This window comes from Bradyrhizobium sp. sGM-13 (genome assembly GCF_018398875.1).
GTDB lineage: Bacteria > Pseudomonadota > Alphaproteobacteria > Rhizobiales > Xanthobacteraceae > Bradyrhizobium.
Genome location: NZ_JAGWDK010000007.1, coordinates 130,226 through 145,679 on the forward strand (window position 1 = coordinate 130,226; position 15,454 = coordinate 145,679).

At 61.8% G+C, this 15,454-nt stretch carries 16 protein-coding genes; 4 read left to right on the forward strand and 12 right to left on the reverse strand.

The window, feature by feature from the left end:
* Window positions 1-12: 12 nt before the first annotated feature.
* The 8 genes from KJQ96_RS12865 to urtA form a co-directional block, all read right to left on the reverse strand.
* The gene (locus KJQ96_RS12865; RefSeq protein ID WP_057841052.1) at window positions 13-318 is read right to left on the reverse strand and encodes an urease subunit beta; all 306 of its coding nucleotides are present in this window, start codon (window positions 316-318) and stop codon (window positions 13-15) included.
* A gap of 112 nt (window positions 319-430) precedes the next feature.
* Window positions 431-733: an urease subunit gamma gene (locus KJQ96_RS12870; protein ID WP_213286961.1), complete on the reverse strand. Its 303-nt coding sequence runs from the start codon at window positions 731-733 to the stop codon at window positions 431-433.
* A gap of 40 nt (window positions 734-773) precedes the next feature.
* Window positions 774-1,610, reverse strand: coding sequence for an urease accessory protein UreD (locus KJQ96_RS12875; RefSeq protein ID WP_213286962.1), 837 nt, complete (start codon window positions 1,608-1,610; stop codon window positions 774-776).
* 36 nt (window positions 1,611-1,646) lie between these two features.
* Window positions 1,647-2,342 (reverse strand): urea ABC transporter ATP-binding subunit UrtE, encoded by a 696-nt coding sequence (urtE, locus tag KJQ96_RS12880; RefSeq protein ID WP_213286963.1) that lies wholly within the window; start codon window positions 2,340-2,342, stop codon window positions 1,647-1,649.
* Window positions 2,343-2,426: 84 nt separating this feature from the next.
* Complete coding sequence (gene urtD / locus KJQ96_RS12885) at window positions 2,427-3,188, reverse strand: urea ABC transporter ATP-binding protein UrtD (protein WP_213286964.1); 762 nt, start codon at window positions 3,186-3,188, stop codon at window positions 2,427-2,429.
* A 4-nt stretch (window positions 3,189-3,192) separates the two neighbouring features.
* Window positions 3,193-4,359 (reverse strand): urea ABC transporter permease subunit UrtC, encoded by a 1,167-nt coding sequence (urtC, locus tag KJQ96_RS12890; protein ID WP_213286965.1) that lies wholly within the window; start codon window positions 4,357-4,359, stop codon window positions 3,193-3,195.
* A complete protein-coding gene (urtB, locus tag KJQ96_RS12895) occupies window positions 4,356-5,969 on the reverse strand; it encodes an urea ABC transporter permease subunit UrtB (protein ID WP_213286966.1) in 1,614 nt (537 codons plus the stop codon). Before urtB ends, urtC begins: the two co-directional genes overlap by 4 nt.
* 159 nt (window positions 5,970-6,128) lie before the next feature.
* On the reverse strand, window positions 6,129-7,445 hold the full coding sequence (gene urtA / locus KJQ96_RS12900) for an urea ABC transporter substrate-binding protein (protein WP_213286967.1): 1,317 nt from the start codon (window positions 7,443-7,445) through the stop codon (window positions 6,129-6,131).
* Between the two features lie 542 nt (window positions 7,446-7,987).
* Here urtA and KJQ96_RS12905 point away from each other — a divergent pair.
* The 4 genes from KJQ96_RS12905 (at window position 7,988) to KJQ96_RS12920 (ending at window position 12,121) form a co-directional block, all read left to right on the forward strand.
* On the forward strand, window positions 7,988-9,430 hold the full coding sequence (locus KJQ96_RS12905) for a DEAD/DEAH box helicase (RefSeq protein ID WP_213286968.1): 1,443 nt from the start codon (window positions 7,988-7,990) through the stop codon (window positions 9,428-9,430).
* 23 nt (window positions 9,431-9,453) lie between these two features.
* Window positions 9,454-9,741 (forward strand): translation initiation factor IF-1, encoded by a 288-nt coding sequence (gene infA / locus KJQ96_RS12910; protein WP_028349326.1) that lies wholly within the window; start codon window positions 9,454-9,456, stop codon window positions 9,739-9,741.
* A 268-nt stretch (window positions 9,742-10,009) separates the two neighbouring features.
* Complete coding sequence (locus tag KJQ96_RS12915) at window positions 10,010-10,222, forward strand: cold-shock protein (RefSeq protein WP_002714433.1); 213 nt, start codon at window positions 10,010-10,012, stop codon at window positions 10,220-10,222.
* Window positions 10,223-10,504: 282 nt separating this feature from the next.
* On the forward strand, window positions 10,505-12,121 hold the full coding sequence (locus KJQ96_RS12920; protein WP_213286969.1) for a TadE/TadG family type IV pilus assembly protein: 1,617 nt from the start codon (window positions 10,505-10,507) through the stop codon (window positions 12,119-12,121).
* Window positions 12,122-12,492: 371 nt separating this feature from the next.
* Here the strand turns inward: KJQ96_RS12920 and KJQ96_RS12925 are convergent, their stop codons facing one another.
* From KJQ96_RS12925 to KJQ96_RS12940, 4 genes are all read right to left on the reverse strand, one after another.
* On the reverse strand, window positions 12,493-13,095 hold the full coding sequence (locus KJQ96_RS12925) for a TadE/TadG family type IV pilus assembly protein (RefSeq protein ID WP_249734016.1): 603 nt from the start codon (window positions 13,093-13,095) through the stop codon (window positions 12,493-12,495).
* Between the two features lie 19 nt (window positions 13,096-13,114).
* Window positions 13,115-13,672, reverse strand: a complete 558-nt coding sequence (locus KJQ96_RS12930; protein WP_213286970.1) for a TadE/TadG family type IV pilus assembly protein — start codon at window positions 13,670-13,672, stop codon at window positions 13,115-13,117.
* A gap of 220 nt (window positions 13,673-13,892) precedes the next feature.
* Window positions 13,893-14,393 (reverse strand): pilus assembly protein N-terminal domain-containing protein, encoded by a 501-nt coding sequence (locus KJQ96_RS12935; RefSeq protein WP_213286971.1) that lies wholly within the window; start codon window positions 14,391-14,393, stop codon window positions 13,893-13,895.
* A gap of 135 nt (window positions 14,394-14,528) precedes the next feature.
* Window positions 14,529-15,359 carry a sterol desaturase family protein gene (locus KJQ96_RS12940; RefSeq protein ID WP_213286972.1) on the reverse strand — a complete coding sequence of 277 codons (831 nt, stop codon included), beginning with the start codon at window positions 15,357-15,359 and terminating at the stop codon, window positions 14,529-14,531.
* Window positions 15,360-15,454 lie beyond the last annotated feature (95 nt).

The following is a 15,454-nucleotide window of genomic DNA, read 5'->3' on the forward strand; positions in this document are numbered from 1 at the left end:
CGCCTTCGAAGATCACAGTTTGCCCTGCACGTCGCCGCGGAAACCGTAGATGACGCGCTTGCCGGCGAGGGCGACCAGTTGTACGTCGCGGGTCTGGCCGGGTTCGAACCGCACCGCGGTGCCGGCGGCGATGTCGAGGCGCATCCCGCGGGATTTTTTGCGGTCGAATTTCAGTGCGGGATTGGTTTCGAAGAAATGATAGTGCGAGCCGACCTGGATCGGGCGGTCGCCGGTATTGGCGACGGTAAGCGTCACCGTCTTGCGGCCGGCGTTGAGTTCGATCTCGCCGTCTTTGATGAAGCGTTCGCCGGGGATCATTTAGCCTCCTCTGTCATTCCGGGCGATGCGCAGCATCGAACCTGGAAGTTCGAGATAATAACCTCTGGATTCCGGGTTCGGCCGCTTTGCGGCCGCCCCGGAATGACGATGACTATCGTATCGGCTCGTGCACGGTGACGAGTTTTGTACCATCCGGAAACGTCGCTTCGACCTGGATGTCGTGAATCATTTCGGGAATGCCATCCATCACCTGCGCGCGGGTCAGGACCTGGGCGCCGGCTTGCATCAGTTCGGCGACAGTGCGGCCGTCGCGGGCGCCTTCGACGATGAAGTCGGAGATGATGGCCACCGCCTCGGGGTGGTTGAGCTTGACGCCGCGCTCCAGCCTGCGGCGCGCCACCACGGCCGCCATCGAGATCAAGAGCTTGTCCTTTTCGCGGGGGGAGAAATTCATGCGAGCACTCTGGTGATTGTCTCTAATTGAGCCACAGCGGTTAATTGAGCCAAAGTCTTGGCAGCGCCACGCCGCTGGCACGGCCGAGCACCGTCATCATATCGGCGCGGAGCCGGGCCGCATCTTGGGCACAGAAGCGTGCCATTGCAAATCCATTCCAACAGGAGATGCCGACCTCGCCGCCGAAGCTTTCCCCGGCTTCACGGATGCGCTCCACGACTGCCTCATCGCCGGGCACGATCAGCGCGGTGCCGATGGCAACGCCGCCTTTCGCAACGGCCGGCCGCGCCAGCTTTGCGCCGATGTCGCCGTCGAGCCGGATGGTCTCCGCAAACACCAGCTTGCCGCCGCGGCGCAGGCGCCAGCGGTCGACGAACTCGCCGTGAAGCATCCGCTCGCCCATCGCGGCGCGGCCGAACACGACGATTTCGCAGAGCAGAAGCGAGGCGTCTTCGGCCAAGTCGATGTCGATGCGCCTGACAATTCGCGCGCGGTCGAACAGGATGGTTTCCTGCGGCAGCCAGGCGAGATGCGCACCGGCTTCCGCCTTCAGGGCGATGCTGAGCTGGGCGGCGGCGCCGGGCGCGCGATAGACCTTTTCGGCCGCCGCCGTCGTCAGCGTCAGCCGCGTCCCCTCGCCTGCCCCGATATCGATATCGAAGCGGTCTCCGCCGGCAATGCCGCCGGCGGTGTTGACGAACACGCCGAACAGTCCTTCCGCTTCAGGAGAGGGAAAGCGGACGCGCAGCGAGCCGGATTCGTGCAGGTCGCCACGGCGGGTGACACCATCCTGCAGATGCACGCCGAACCGCACAGCGCCCTGCGCGCGGTTGGCCGCGAACGTTGCTGAAGCCGCGCGCGTGATATCGGTCCGCATCCGTCCCCCAAACGGTGTGTGCCGCGCTCGAAAGCGTTACAGCGCCATCTGGCGACTGATTTCCGCGGGATCGAGATTGGCGCGGTCGCAGGCATACTTCACCGCACCGCGGTCCATGATCGCAAAATTGTCGCCGAGCTCGCAGGCAAAGTCGAGATATTGTTCGACCAGCACGATCGCGATGTTGCCGAGGCTGCGCAGGTACGAGATCGCGCGGCCGATGTCCTTGATGATCGAGGGCTGAATGCCTTCGGTCGGCTCGTCCAACAGCAACAGTTTCGGCCGCATCACCAGGGCACGGCCGATCGCGAGCTGCTGCTGTTGGCCGCCGGAGAGATCGCCGCCGCGCCGCCCCAGCATCGTATTCAACACCGGAAACAGTGAAAACACGTCGTCGGGGATATAGCGATCCTCGCGCTTGAGCGGCCCGAAGCCGGTCTTGAGATTTTCCTCAACCGTGAGCAGCGGAAAAATTTCGCGGCCCTGCGGCACGAAGCCGATGCCGCGCCGCGCGCGTTCATAAGGTTTCAGACCGGTGATATCGTGACCATCAAGCGCGATCGAGCCACTGGCGATCGGATACTGGCCGACCATCGCGCGCAGCAGCGAGGTCTTGCCGACGCCGTTGCGGCCCAGCACGCACGTCACCTTGCCGGGTTCGGCGGACAGCGAGACGCCGCGCAAGGCTTGTGCTGCGCCGTAGTAGAGATTGATGTTTTTCGCATCCAGCATCGTCAGCCTTTCGCGAATGGCGAATGGCGAGTAGCGAATAGTTCGAAGAAGAATTCCAATCGCTATTCGCTACTCGCTCTCCGCCTATCTTCCCAGATACACTTCGATCACGCGCTCGTTCGATGAGACCTGATCGATGGTCCCCTCCGCCAGCACCGTGCCTTCGTGCAGGCAGGTGACCTTGACGCCGAGTTCGCGCACAAAGGTCATGTCGTGCTCGACGACCATGACGGTCTTTTCCTTGTTGATTTCCTTCAGAAGCTCGGCGGTCTGATGCGTCTCGACATCGGTCATGCCCGCGACCGGCTCGTCGACCAGCAGCAGTTTTGGGTCCTGTGCCAGCAGCATGCCGATTTCCAGCCACTGCTTCTGGCCGTGTGACAGGCTGCCCGCAAGGCGGTTGCGCGCATCGGTCAGGCGGATGGTTTCGAGCACGCGGTCGATCCGCTCGGACTCATCCCTGCTGCCGCGCCAGAACAGCGTGCCCCTGACGCTGTGATCGACATTGAGCGCCAGCAACAGATTGTCCTCGATGGTCTGGCTCTCGAACACCGTCGGCTTCTGGAATTTGCGGCCAATGCCGAGTTCGGCGATATGGGTCTCGTCCAGTCGCGTCAGGTCGGTCATGCCATCGAACAGCACTGTGCCTTCGTCCGGCTTGGTCTTGCCGGTGATGATGTCCATCATCGTGGTCTTGCCGGCGCCGTTCGGGCCGATGATGGCGCGCATCTCGCCGGGCTCAAGCGTCAGCGACAGGTTGTTGATGGCGTGAAAGCCGTCGAACGAGACATGCACGCCGTCGAGGTAGAGCAGCGCCGAAGTGGTCCTTCCCTCCATGACACTCATGCGCTCACTCCGCCGGCTTCGGTTCGCCGACGCCGTCTTCGAGCGCGGCGCTTTCGGCATTGGCTTTTTCGGTTGCCTTCCGGGACTCCCGCCAGGCGTTAAAGGTGCCGACGATCCCCTTTGGCAGCAGCAGCGTTACCAGGATGAACAGCGCGCCCAGCATGAACAGCCAGTACGGCGCCAGCGGGCCCGAGGTGAAGTAGGTTTTTGCGTAATTGACGACGACAGCGCCGAGCGCCGCACCCACCAGCGTGCCGCGGCCACCCACGGCAACCCAGATCACCGCTTCGATGGAGTTGCCCGGTGCAAATTCGCTCGGATTGATGATGCCGACTTGCGGCACGTACAGCGCGCCGGCGACGCCGGCCATGCAGGCCGAGAGCGTGAACACGAACAGCTTGTAGGACTCGACGCGGTAGCCGAGGAAGCGGGTCCGCGACTCGGCATCGCGGATTGCGATCAGGACCTTGCCGAGCTTCGAGGTTACTACCGCCCGGCAGATCAGGAAGGTGACGATCAGCGCCAGGCAGCTCAGCGCGAACAGAGCGGCGCGGGTGCCGTCGGCCTGTACGTTGAAGCCGAGGATGTCCTTGAAATCGGTCAGGCCGTTATTGCCGCCGAAGCCGAAATCGTTGCGGAAGAACGCCAGCAGCAGCGCATACGTCATGGCCTGGGTGATGATCGAGAGATAGACGCCGGTGACGCGGGAGCGGAACGCCAACCAGCCGAAGCAGAACGCGAGCAGGCCGGGAACAAGAATGACCATCAGCGCCGCGAACCAGAACATATCAAAGCCGTGCCAGTACCAGGGCAGCGCCGGATAGTTCAGAAACACCATGAAGTCGGGCAGGATCGGATTGCCGTAGACGCCGCGGCTGCCGATCTGGCGCATCAGGTACATGCCCATGGCGTAGCCGCCGAGCGCGAAGAACGCGCCATGGCCGAGCGAGAGAATGCCGCAATAACCCCAGATCAGGTCAATCGAGAGCGCCAAAATGGCGTAGCAGGCGTATTTGCCGAACAGCGCGACCAGATAGGTCGGCACCTGCAGTGCAGATCCTGCCGGCAGCAGCAGGTTGGACAGCGGGATCAGCACGCCGAGGCCGGCGACCACCACCAGGAAGATGGTGGCGCTGCGGTCGAGCGAGCGCGTGAGGACGTGCGGAGTCATGCTTCCACCGCCCGGCCCTTGAGCGCGAACAGGCCGCGCGGGCGTTTCTGGATGAACAGGATGATCAGCACCAGGATGGCGATCTTGCCGAGGACGGCGCCCGCCACCGGCTCCAGGAACTTGTTGGCGATGCCGAGCGTGAAGGCGCCGACCAGCGTGCCCCAGAGATTGCCGACGCCGCCGAACACGACGACCATGAAGCTATCGATGATGTAGCTCTGGCCGAGATTGGGGCTGACATTGTCGATCTGCGACAGCGCCACGCCGGCAATCCCGGCGATGCCCGAGCCGAGGCCGAAGGTCAGCGCATCGACGCGCGAGGTGGCGATGCCCATCGAGGCCGCCATGCGGCGGTTCTGCGTCACCGCGCGCATCTCGAGCCCGAGCGCGGTGTAACGCAGCATCGCGAGCAGGATGACGAACACCGCGAGCGTGAAGCAGAGGATCCAGAGCCGGTTATAGGTGATGGTGATCTGCCCGAGCTCGAACGCGCCGCTCATCCAGGAGGGATTGCCGACCTCGCGGTTGGTGGGCCCGAACGCGGTGCGCACGGCCTGCTGCAATACCAGCGACAGGCCCCAGGTCGCGAGCAGCGTTTCCAGCGGGCGGCCATAGAGGAAACGGATGATGCCGCGCTCGATCGCTACGCCGACGGCGCCGGCGACGAGGAACGCCAGCGGCACCGCGATCAGCAGCGAATAATCGAACAGGCCGGGATAATTGCTGCGAATGACCTCCTGCACCACGAAGGTGGTGTAGGCGCCCAGCATCACCATCTCGCCATGGGCCATGTTGATGACGCCCATGACGCCGAAGGTGATGGCGAGGCCGATCGCGGCGAGCAGCAGCACCGATCCCAGCGACAGGCCGTACCAGGCGTACTGCACCATCGACCACATCTGCAGATTGCTCTGGATCGAGGCGATCGCGCTTGCTACGGCGCGCGCGACGTTGGGCGGCAGGTCGCTGCCCAAGCCCGTCAAGAGCGCCATCGCCTCCTGATCGCCGCGCGCCTTAACGACGGCGACCGCTTCGAGCTTCTCGACCTCTGTCGCGTCGGACTTGTAGAGCAGGATGGCGGCGCGGGCTTCCGCGAAGGCGGCCTTGACGGACTTGTTGGTCTCCTTCGCCAGGGCGCCGTCGATTACGACGAGCGCACTCTCCTCATGGCTCTTGAACACCGACTGCGCCGCCGCGATCCGCTTGGCCGGATCGGGTGACAACAGCGTCAGCCCACCGAGCGCGGCTTCCACGGCGCGGCGCAAGCGGTTGTTGAGGCGCACGGCAGCCGCGTTGTCCGGCAGCTTGTCCACGGCAGCGCCGGTCGCGGCATCGATGACTTTGCCGTCGGCCTGCGTGACGAAAACCTTCTTGGTATCAGGATCGGCCGACAGCCGCCCTTCCTGCAGCGCGCTGATGATCGGAAAGGCCAGCGGATTGCCCGACGTCGCGACCGCGCCGATCGCTTCATCGGTATCGGAAAAATCGTCGTTGGCGAACTTGGCGACCGCGTCCTCGAACGGGCCCGCCAGCGCCGGCGCCGCAAAGGCTGCAGCCAAAAGGATCGCGAGCAAAAGCGCGCGAAGGCTATCAAGGAAATTGGCAGACACAATACGACCCCGGCAGGAGTATGGGGAGAAGGCGGCGGCAGCGCCGCCTTCTCCGGTCGTTCTGTTCGAAGAACTTTTGGAAGTTCTTTATTGCAACTCGGGCGATCCTGATCCTGTCGGATCAGATCGGGATCATGATCCAATCGGATCAGATCGGGATCAGGAGCCCTGACCGCCGCACTTGTTGGTCTTGGTGTTGTAGTTGCCGCACTTCTTGCCGACCCAGTCGCCGATCAGGTCCTTGGAGCCTTCGAGCTCCTTCGACCAGGCGTCGCCAGCGACAAGGCCCGGGGTCTTCCACACCACGTCGAACTGGCCGTTGGCTTTGATTTCGCCGATGAACACCGGCTTGGTGATGTGATGGTTGGGCAGCATCTTGGAGGTGCCGCCGGTCAGGTTCTTGGCTTCGATGCCGGGCAGCGCGTCGATCACCTTGTCCGGATCGGTCGACTTCACCTTCTCGACCGCCTTGACCCACATGTCGAAGCCGATGACGTGCGCTTCCATCGGATCGTTGGTCACGCGCTTCGGATTCTTGGTGTAGGCCTGCCAGGCCTTGATGAACTTCTCGTTCTCGGGCGACTTGATCGACTGGAAGTAGTTCCAGGCGGCGAGATGGCCGAGCAGCGGCTTGGTGTCGATGCCGGCGAGTTCTTCTTCACCGACCGAGAACGCGACCACCGGAATGTCGGTCGCCTTGATGCCCTGGTTGCCGAGCTCCTTGTAGAAGGGAACGTTGGCGTCGCCGTTGATGGTGGAGACCACGGCAGTCTTCTTGCCGGCGGAGCCGAACTTCTTGATGTCGGCCACGATCGTCTGCCAGTCACTATGACCAAACGGCGTGTAGTTGATCATGATGTCTTCCTGCTTGACGCCCTTCGACTTCAAGTAGGCTTCGAGGATCTTGTTGGTGGTGCGCGGATAGACGTAGTCGGTGCCGGCCAGCACCCAGCGCTTCACCTTCTCGTCCTTCATCAAATAGTCGACGGCAGGAATCGCCTGCTGGTTCGGCGCAGCACCGGTGTAGAACACGTTGCGCTCGCTCTCCTCGCCCTCGTATTGCACGGGGTAGAACAGGATCGAGTTCAGTTCCTTGAATACCGGGAGCACGGACTTGCGCGACACCGAGGTCCAGCAGCCGAACACGACCGAAACCTTGTCCTTGGTGATCAGCTCGCGCGCCTTTTCGGCAAACAGCGGCCAGTTCGAGGCGGGGTCGACGACGACAGGCTCGAGCTTCTTGCCGAGCACGCCGCCCTTCTTGTTCTGCTCCTCGATCAGGAAGAGAATAGTGTCCTTCAGCGTGGTTTCGCTGATGGCCATGGTGCCGGAAAGCGAATGCAGCACGCCGACCTTGATGGTCTCCTGCGCCTTGGCGTTCGAGAACGCAGCCAGACCCAAAACCAGGCCGGCAGTGGCCGCCAGCCAGCGGCGGCGGCTCAGCGTCACTATATCGTGAGTCAATTTTGTAAGCATGAAATGTCATCTCCCTGACGCAGGCGTTGAACGCTGCGAACGGCCCCACGGCCGCCTGCGTGAAGCGAATCGCAAGAACCATGCCATCGCTCGATGGCCGGATAAGCTCCTATAATCGCTTGGAAATTCCGACTACGCGAAAGCCGTCGGCAGGAAATCTGCCTATTTATTAGACAGCAAAAATGTATGCTTTGGCAGCAAACCATCTACTTTTTGTGCAAATGCCGCAATTTGGCTAGATTTCTTGCACGAATTTTGATCGTTTGGGTTGGCTAGGCGCCACGGCGCGATCTGGCCGATCGGTTTCCTTTAACCGCGCTGGCGAGGCGCGCCGAATTCACCTTGAAAGCGGCGCGCAGGTGCTCCATATGAGTGCCGTGACCTAGAGAATCATCAGGTCCCTGCGAGCCGCGTGTTCTGATCCCGTTTTGCGGTTTCTGGCTTGCCCCCTTCAGCTAGCAAAACCGACGCCCCAAACACGCGGGTGTCTCTGACACACTCGCGCGCTCCTGGCTGACATCGCCGGGCGCCTGCCTCTTTTAATGGAAAGAACCACCCTTTTGACCTCCTTTCAGGATTTCGGCCTTGCCGATCCCATCTCGCGTGCACTCAAGGAAGAAAATTACCACACGCCCACGCCCATTCAGGCCCAGACCATTCCCATCGCATTGACCGGCCGTGACGTGGTCGGCATCGCCCAGACCGGCACCGGCAAGACCGCGGCGTTTGCGCTGCCGATCCTGCACCGGATCCTGGAGAACCGCATCCGGCCACAGCCGAAGAGCTGCCGCGTGCTGGTGCTGTCGCCGACCCGCGAGCTGTCAGGCCAGATCCTCGACAGCTTCAACGCCTATGGCCGCCACATCCGCCTGACCTCGGCGCTGGCGATCGGCGGCGTGCCGATGGGCCGCCAGGTCCGCTCGGTCATGCAGGGCGTTGAAGTGATGGTGGCGACCCCCGGCCGTCTGCTCGATCTCGTCCAGAGCAACGGGCTGAAGCTGAACCAGGTCGAGTTCCTGGTGCTCGACGAAGCCGACCGTATGCTCGACATGGGCTTCATCAACGACATCCGCAAAGTCGTCGCCAAGCTGCCGATCAAGCGGCAGACGCTGTTCTTCTCGGCCACCATGCCGAAGGATATCGCGGAACTCGCCGAATCCATGCTGCGCGACCCTGCGCGGGTGGCGGTGACGCCGGTGGCCTCGACGGCCGACCGGATCAGCCAGCGCATCATCCAGGTCGATTTCGCGGCCAAGCCGGCGGTGCTGGCGCAGCTCTTGAAGCAGGAACCGGTCGACCGCGCGCTGGTCTTCACCCGCACCAAGCACGGCGCCGACAAGGTGGTGAAGGTGCTGGCCAAGGCCGGCATCGAAGCCAATGCGATTCACGGCAACAAGTCGCAGAACCACCGGGAACGCGTGCTGGCGGCGTTCCGCTCCGGCGAGATCCGCACGTTGGTCGCCACCGACATTGCCGCCCGCGGCATTGATGTCGACGGCATCAGCCATGTCGTGAATTTCGACCTGCCCAATGTCCCCGAAACCTATGTCCACCGCATCGGCCGCACCGCGCGCGCCGGCGCCGAGGGCGTGGCGATCTCGCTGATCGCGGGCGCCGAGGAAATGGGCTATCTGCGCGACATCGAGCGGCTGATTCGCATTGCGCTGCCGCGGGAAGACCGAAGGACGCCGGGCCACCGTGATGCGGCGCCGGCCCCCGCCCAGAACCGGGGCGGACGGCCCGGAACACGCGTCCATGCTGGCCGTTCTCATGAACCGGCCCCGAGCGCAAAAGGCCCTCGCCGACGCCGACGCGGTGGTGGTAATAATGCGCAGCAGCCGAACAGGCACGAAGCGCCGCGTCCGGCCCAGCAGGCCGGCAAGAGCCAGGCCGGCCAAAGCGAGGGCATTCAGGGCGTCGCCTTCTTGCATCGCGAGAGCCGTCCGAATAATCAACCGAACCGTAACCACCGACCGCAGCGCTAGCCTCGATCGACCTGGAGACCACCATGGCTAAAGAAGAGCTGATCCAGTTCGAAGGACTGGTGACCGAAATTCTCCCCGACGCGCGCTATCGCGTGCAGCTCGATGCCGGACACGAGATTGTTGCCTATACCGCGGGCAAGATGAAGAAGAACCGGATCAAGACGCTGGCAGGCGACCGCGTGACGATCGAAATGTCGCCGTACGATCTGGAGAAGGGTCGCCTGATCTTCCGACACAAGGACGAGCGTCCGTCGACACCGGGCGCCCCACGCGGCGCGCCGCCGCGCGGCGGCCAGTTCCGCCGCCGGTAAACAGATCGTAAACGCCCTCGAAGTCGCGCCCGACGCGGCGGCGTCGCGCGCGAATGAGGGCGGCTGGCCGGCCGAATCAAAAAGTCGCACGTCAGGATTGTTTTGAACCCTACTATAGAATAATATTAGGTATCGATTTTCGGCCGGACGACATTAGCTATCCACCGGTACAGCCGGTTTAGACGCTGACGACCCTTCCAAAAATTCGATCTCACCAGCCCGTCGAAAGGTGGGCTACGACTTGTATATCTGAGAAGGGACTACCCCCGTGAGCATGGGAACCGTGAAGTGGTTTAACGCAACCAAGGGCTATGGCTTCATCCAGCCGGATGACGGCGGCAATGACGTGTTCGTGCACATCAGCGCTGTCGAGCGTGCCGGTCTTGGAACGTTGCGTGAAGGCCAGAAGATCTCCTACGAAATCGTGGCAGATCGCCGCTCTGGCAAATCTTCGGCCGACAATCTGCGCGCCGCCGGATAAAGGATTTCCTTCGGCCTCGGCCGAGAAATCCAGTTCGAAATATAGAAAGGCCGCGCTGATGCGCGGCCTTTTTATTTGGTCGGTGCGAGCGATCTGCTTGTCGACGAAGAACGCACAGGGCGCTGCGTCTTCACTGATCTCACGTAGTAAAGAGATCGTAACCGACCGTTGCTGAAATCGGTCACGTCCGAGATCAGCCCGTTTTTCGGCAATCGAATTAAGGGGCACTTAGGAGGGCCGGGGCTACGATCACGCGCTTTTGGATAGCCAAGGGGCGCTCTCGTGCAATTCCGTCTTCAGCAGCTTCTTTCCCGTTTCCGCCGCGATCAACGCGGCAATGTGGCGGTAATTTTCACGATCGCGGCGATCCCCCTGATATCGGCCGTCGGCTGTGCAGTGGATTACTCGCAGGCGACCCGAATGAAGGCCAAAATGCAAACCGCGGCGGACGCTGCGAGCATCGCCGCGCTTGCACAGAAGTCGCCTGGCTTTCTCGCGGCTTCGGCCATGACAGGCAACGGCTCGGTCACCGCCGGCGTTACCGATGCCAACAATGTCTTTGATGCCAACATGAACGGGATCACCGGCTACCAAAATCTGGTCCGCAACAGCACCGTTACGAAGACCGGAATCAAGCTGGCCGCCAGCGTCACGTTCTCGGCCGACGTACCGGTAACCTTCATGAAAGTGGTTGGGTTTCAGAAGCTGACGGTAACGGGCGTTTCAAGTTCGGCCGCTTCGTTGCCGCCGTATCTCGATTTTTATCTGACGCTGGACGTCTCGGGCTCGATGGGCCTGGCGTCGACGCCCGCCGAGCAGACGCGGCTTGCCCAAATCAACCCGGATAACTATCGCCAATATCCCACCGGCTGCGCCTTCGCCTGCCATTTTTCGCCGCAGAACAGCGCCTGCACCAATAGCGGGACCCAGGGATACCCAACGAACAACTACTGCTTGGGCTATAAAATCTCGCGCGTGAGCCAATCCGGATACACAAGTCTCCTCATGACAAACAACACTTATCCCAAGAAGCAGCAACTGCCGACTGGCATCGCTTCAGGCCTGCCGAACTCGCTGTATGCCCCCAAGAACCCCGGGCCGCAGTCGGGCCTGACCGGGGGAGGCCTGACCGCGGTTCCAAACTGCAAGGCCCCTGGCACCGACGACTGCATCCAGTTGCGCCTCGACGCGGTCGGCTACGCCTTGACCGAGTTGTTCAAAACCGCGAACGCCGAGAAGAAGGTTCCCGACCAGTTCAAGATCGGTCTCTACCCGTTCATCCGGTATCTCTACGCCTATTTTCCGCTGACCAAAAACATCAACGGCGATCCCGAAACCCCCGGCACCATCAACTACGCGGCCGCAAACCTTGCCACGCTGCTTGATACAAATGTAAATGCAAACCTTGGCTCCGGCGGCACGCATATCAGTGCCGCGCTTACTTCGGTCAATAACCTCATCTCCGGCGGCAGCGGCGCCGTCGGCGACGGCAGCACGCCGACCACCCCGCAGCCTTACGTCTTCCTCATCACCGACGGCGCACAAAACAACCAGGTGAAAGGCGTTCCCAACGGCTCCTGGTCCGGCAGCAACCACGCCACCACGATTGATCTCCAGAACACCCTGACGACCGTTCCCTCCTGCGAAGCCCTCAAGGGCCGCGGCATCAAAGTTTCCGTGCTTTATATTCCCTATGAAAAGATCGATCCCGTGAATACGAGCTTTGCCGGCAACGAAGGCACCTATGCCAACAACAACATTCAGTATATTCCGGCCAGCCTGCGGAAATGCGCGTCGTCGTCTGATTTCTTCCGCACAGCGAACACGCCCGACGAGATCAAACTTGCTCTGGACGCCATGTTCAAGCACGCGCTGCGGACCGCGCATATCACGCACTGACCTGGCAGAAGGGGCCGGCCATCAGCCCCTCAACGGGGCTGTTCGGCCGGCGAGCCCCGTCTTCTTCAAAATCGGCCACGACTGCGGATGGCCTTGGCCCCACAAGGCCAACGTCTTTCCTGGCGTTCTATCCCAAACGGCAAGGCGCCCGGAACGACCGCGATGAGACTAAGGTTGTCCGTTTGGCGGCGAGGCAGGCGATCGATGCAGGAATACCGCGTTGCTGGCGCGCGCATTAGATCCTGATCCGATCGAAGCCGTACAGGACCGCTTTCCAATGCAGCGGATCGGGCCCGCCCTTACCGAAGCCCGACCAACTCAACCCACGAAACAGCGCCGCCCGTCTTCCAAGGGAAGGTCCGCGGCGAATGCTACGAGCCCTGACAAGTGGCGTAGCCACCCGTCGGATATGTAACACAGAGCTCCGTCCGCGGACGCGTGTAAGCGGCACTGTCAAAGGGGTCGATGGTCTTCGCCACCACATAGCCGACGGCCGGTGTATATTTGTAGCTGACTTTGCTCCAGATCACGTATGTGCCCTTGGCCGCAACGAGAGTCGACGGCAAGGGCACAATGTCATCCTTGTTATGAGGCGCCATCGTGATATCGACTTTGCCTGACGGATCGATCGTCAGTCCCTTGCTCCACTGGACCTTAGCGACCCCCGATGCATCGATGTAAACCTGCGTAATCGAGGATATCAACGGCGATGCCGGGTACGGCGTCATGATCGCCTTTGCCGTTTGACCAAAATTTTTGAGGTCGGCATCTGCCACGCTCTTCATCTGAGACGTCAGATCGGAAAGCGTTCGCGCCGCCAGGGTGGCCTTGCGATCCGCAGAAATGGCCGACGAAATCTCGACCACTCCGAAGACCATCACCACCATCACCGGCAAGATAATGGCAAACTCAACCGCCGCAAGGCCGCTGCGATCGGCCAACAGACCGCGCACGCGAAGCGACATCTTCTGCATCGGGGACACCATCATCGCATCACGGCTCTACATGAAAAGCGGCGGTCGCAGCGAGCAACCGTTGGCTGCCGTTGAGATTTGCCAAGTTGAAGCCTAATCCGGTCACGAATAGCGGCCATTTATAAAAGGCGCGAACGACGATGGTATTGGGAGAGCCCGAAGGCGGCACAGAATATGAGAAAGGTCCGGTCAGGCTTCCAGCGACGATCGGATCGGTAATCGTGATCTCGGTGCCCGGGGTAAAGACCTTCACATCCACGGTAAGGTTGGCCAGATTGCCGCCGTCGCAGTTGAACAATACTTTAATGCGATTGCAGAGGTTCGTTTTGAACGCAGTTTCGTCCATGCCGCTGTCCTGGGCCTGATGCGTCATCATCAGCCGCGCGCTATCCGCCGTTCCCTGTTCCAGAAGCTGGCCTGCAAAAAACACGATCGCCGCCTCGATAATCGCAAACAGCAGGAGGAAGAACAACGGCGCGATCAGCGCGAACTCGACGGCGGCCGTGCCCCGCCGGTTGCGGCGAAATCGGCGCAATAGACTTCTAACAGAGACTGTTGCAGGAGCGGGTGACGACATCGAAAAGTCCCCAGACGGCAGCGATTATCCGCCCGCAAGAACTAGCTGAAAGTGATTGTGGAAGTGTTTCGTCGAATCGAAGTGGGGCGGCCCGCCTCGCTAACCGGGCGTTAACTAACCTCGGAGCGTGCGGGCCGACGTCGATTCGCAGACGGGACAATGTGCTGGACGCGCCGACAAGCTTCCTCTGACCCGTCTCGCAAAGGGACCGGTTAGGGGCTCAGTTTCCCGTTTTGCCTGCAGCGCCGCTGGCTTGACCGCTGAGCGAACCGGCCTGATCGATGGCGGTCTTGAAGTAGCCGTCGCCGTCACCAAGGGTGACCCGGCGCTGGCAGATCGGCATGCAGCTATAGGATTCGCGTTCGACGCCGCGATAGACGGTGACGAGCTGATCGGTCGGGCCTTCGACCTGGATCTGGCGGTCCACCAGCACCTCGCCGTTGCGGTCCATGGCGATGAAGTTGGTCGCGCCGTAGCCCTTGCCGGTGACGACGACGATGCCGCCGCTCTGCAGCGTGACGTCCGCGATCAAGGGGTTTCCGACCACAATCGTGGAGACCTTGGCGGGAAGCTTCACGAGCTTCGCCTGGTCGACATAGACGGCGATGCGGTCGGGATCGGGCGAGGCCAGGCCGACGGCCGGCCACAGCAGTATTCCTGCAGCGAGAGAACGCAATCCAGAACGCGCTCGTGCGCGAATACGCGGGAACTTGAACGACATACTTTACCCCGGGGCATCAACAAGCCGGCGATGGCGATACGCAGCGGAACCGGCGCCCGACAAGGTGAATCTGACGACAATTCATGAACAAACGGCAAATAGAACCGGCTGTGCGGCAAGAAATCCGCCGCCGGCCTATTTGCGGAATGGGTAAGCCAGTTGCCCAATGATTTCGCGCGGGAACGAGGACTGATCGTCTACGCCGTACTGCTCCGGCAGCGCGCCCTTCGGCATCCGGAAGGTCCCGAACAGGATGTCCCAGAGCGGAAAGGTGCCGGCAAAATTGGTGTCGCCGCCCTCCTCGCGCGAGGTGTGATGCCAGCGGTGAAACACCGGCGTCGCCACGACATATCTGAACGGCCCCAGCGTCCAGTTGAGGTTGGCGTGAACGAACGCCGAATGGAAAATGTTGAACGGCCCGAGCCACAGCATCACGCCCGGCGAAATGCCGGCTATCAGCAGCACGACGTCGACCCCGATGGTCCCGAGCAGCAGGTTGACCGGGTGAAAGCGTGCCGCCGAGATCCAGTCCACATCTTCCGACGAATGATGAATGGCGTGGTATTTCCAGAATCCGCCGCCGTGGAACATGCGGTGCAGCCAGTACATCATGAAATCGGCAGCCACCAGAAACAGCATCGCCTGCAGCCACAACGGCATCCTAGACAATGGGCCGTGGCCGTTGTCGTAGAAGGCGATCAGCTCGTCGGCGTCGTGAATTCCAAACAGCAAAGCGGTGCCGAGCACCAATAGCCCGATGCGGAATACGCGCGCGAACAGCGGCACCAGGAACCAGTAGCAGATGTCGGTGACGAGTTCGCGCTTGCGCCACCACGGCTTGCCGGGATTGCAGGCCCAGAAATGCGAAAGCAGCGAGAACACGAGCGCCAGCGCGATCGTGACCGGCACCACCTTGGCCAGGGTCTGGCCTAGCATCTCGACGATTTCCGTGGGCAGGCCCGACATACCCGTCTCTTCCGGTCGGGCAACCCGGAGCGGCAATTGCTCCAACCGGTGGGCCCTGAGTTTGCGGACTCGCTACCAGAATTCGGGCGCACCCG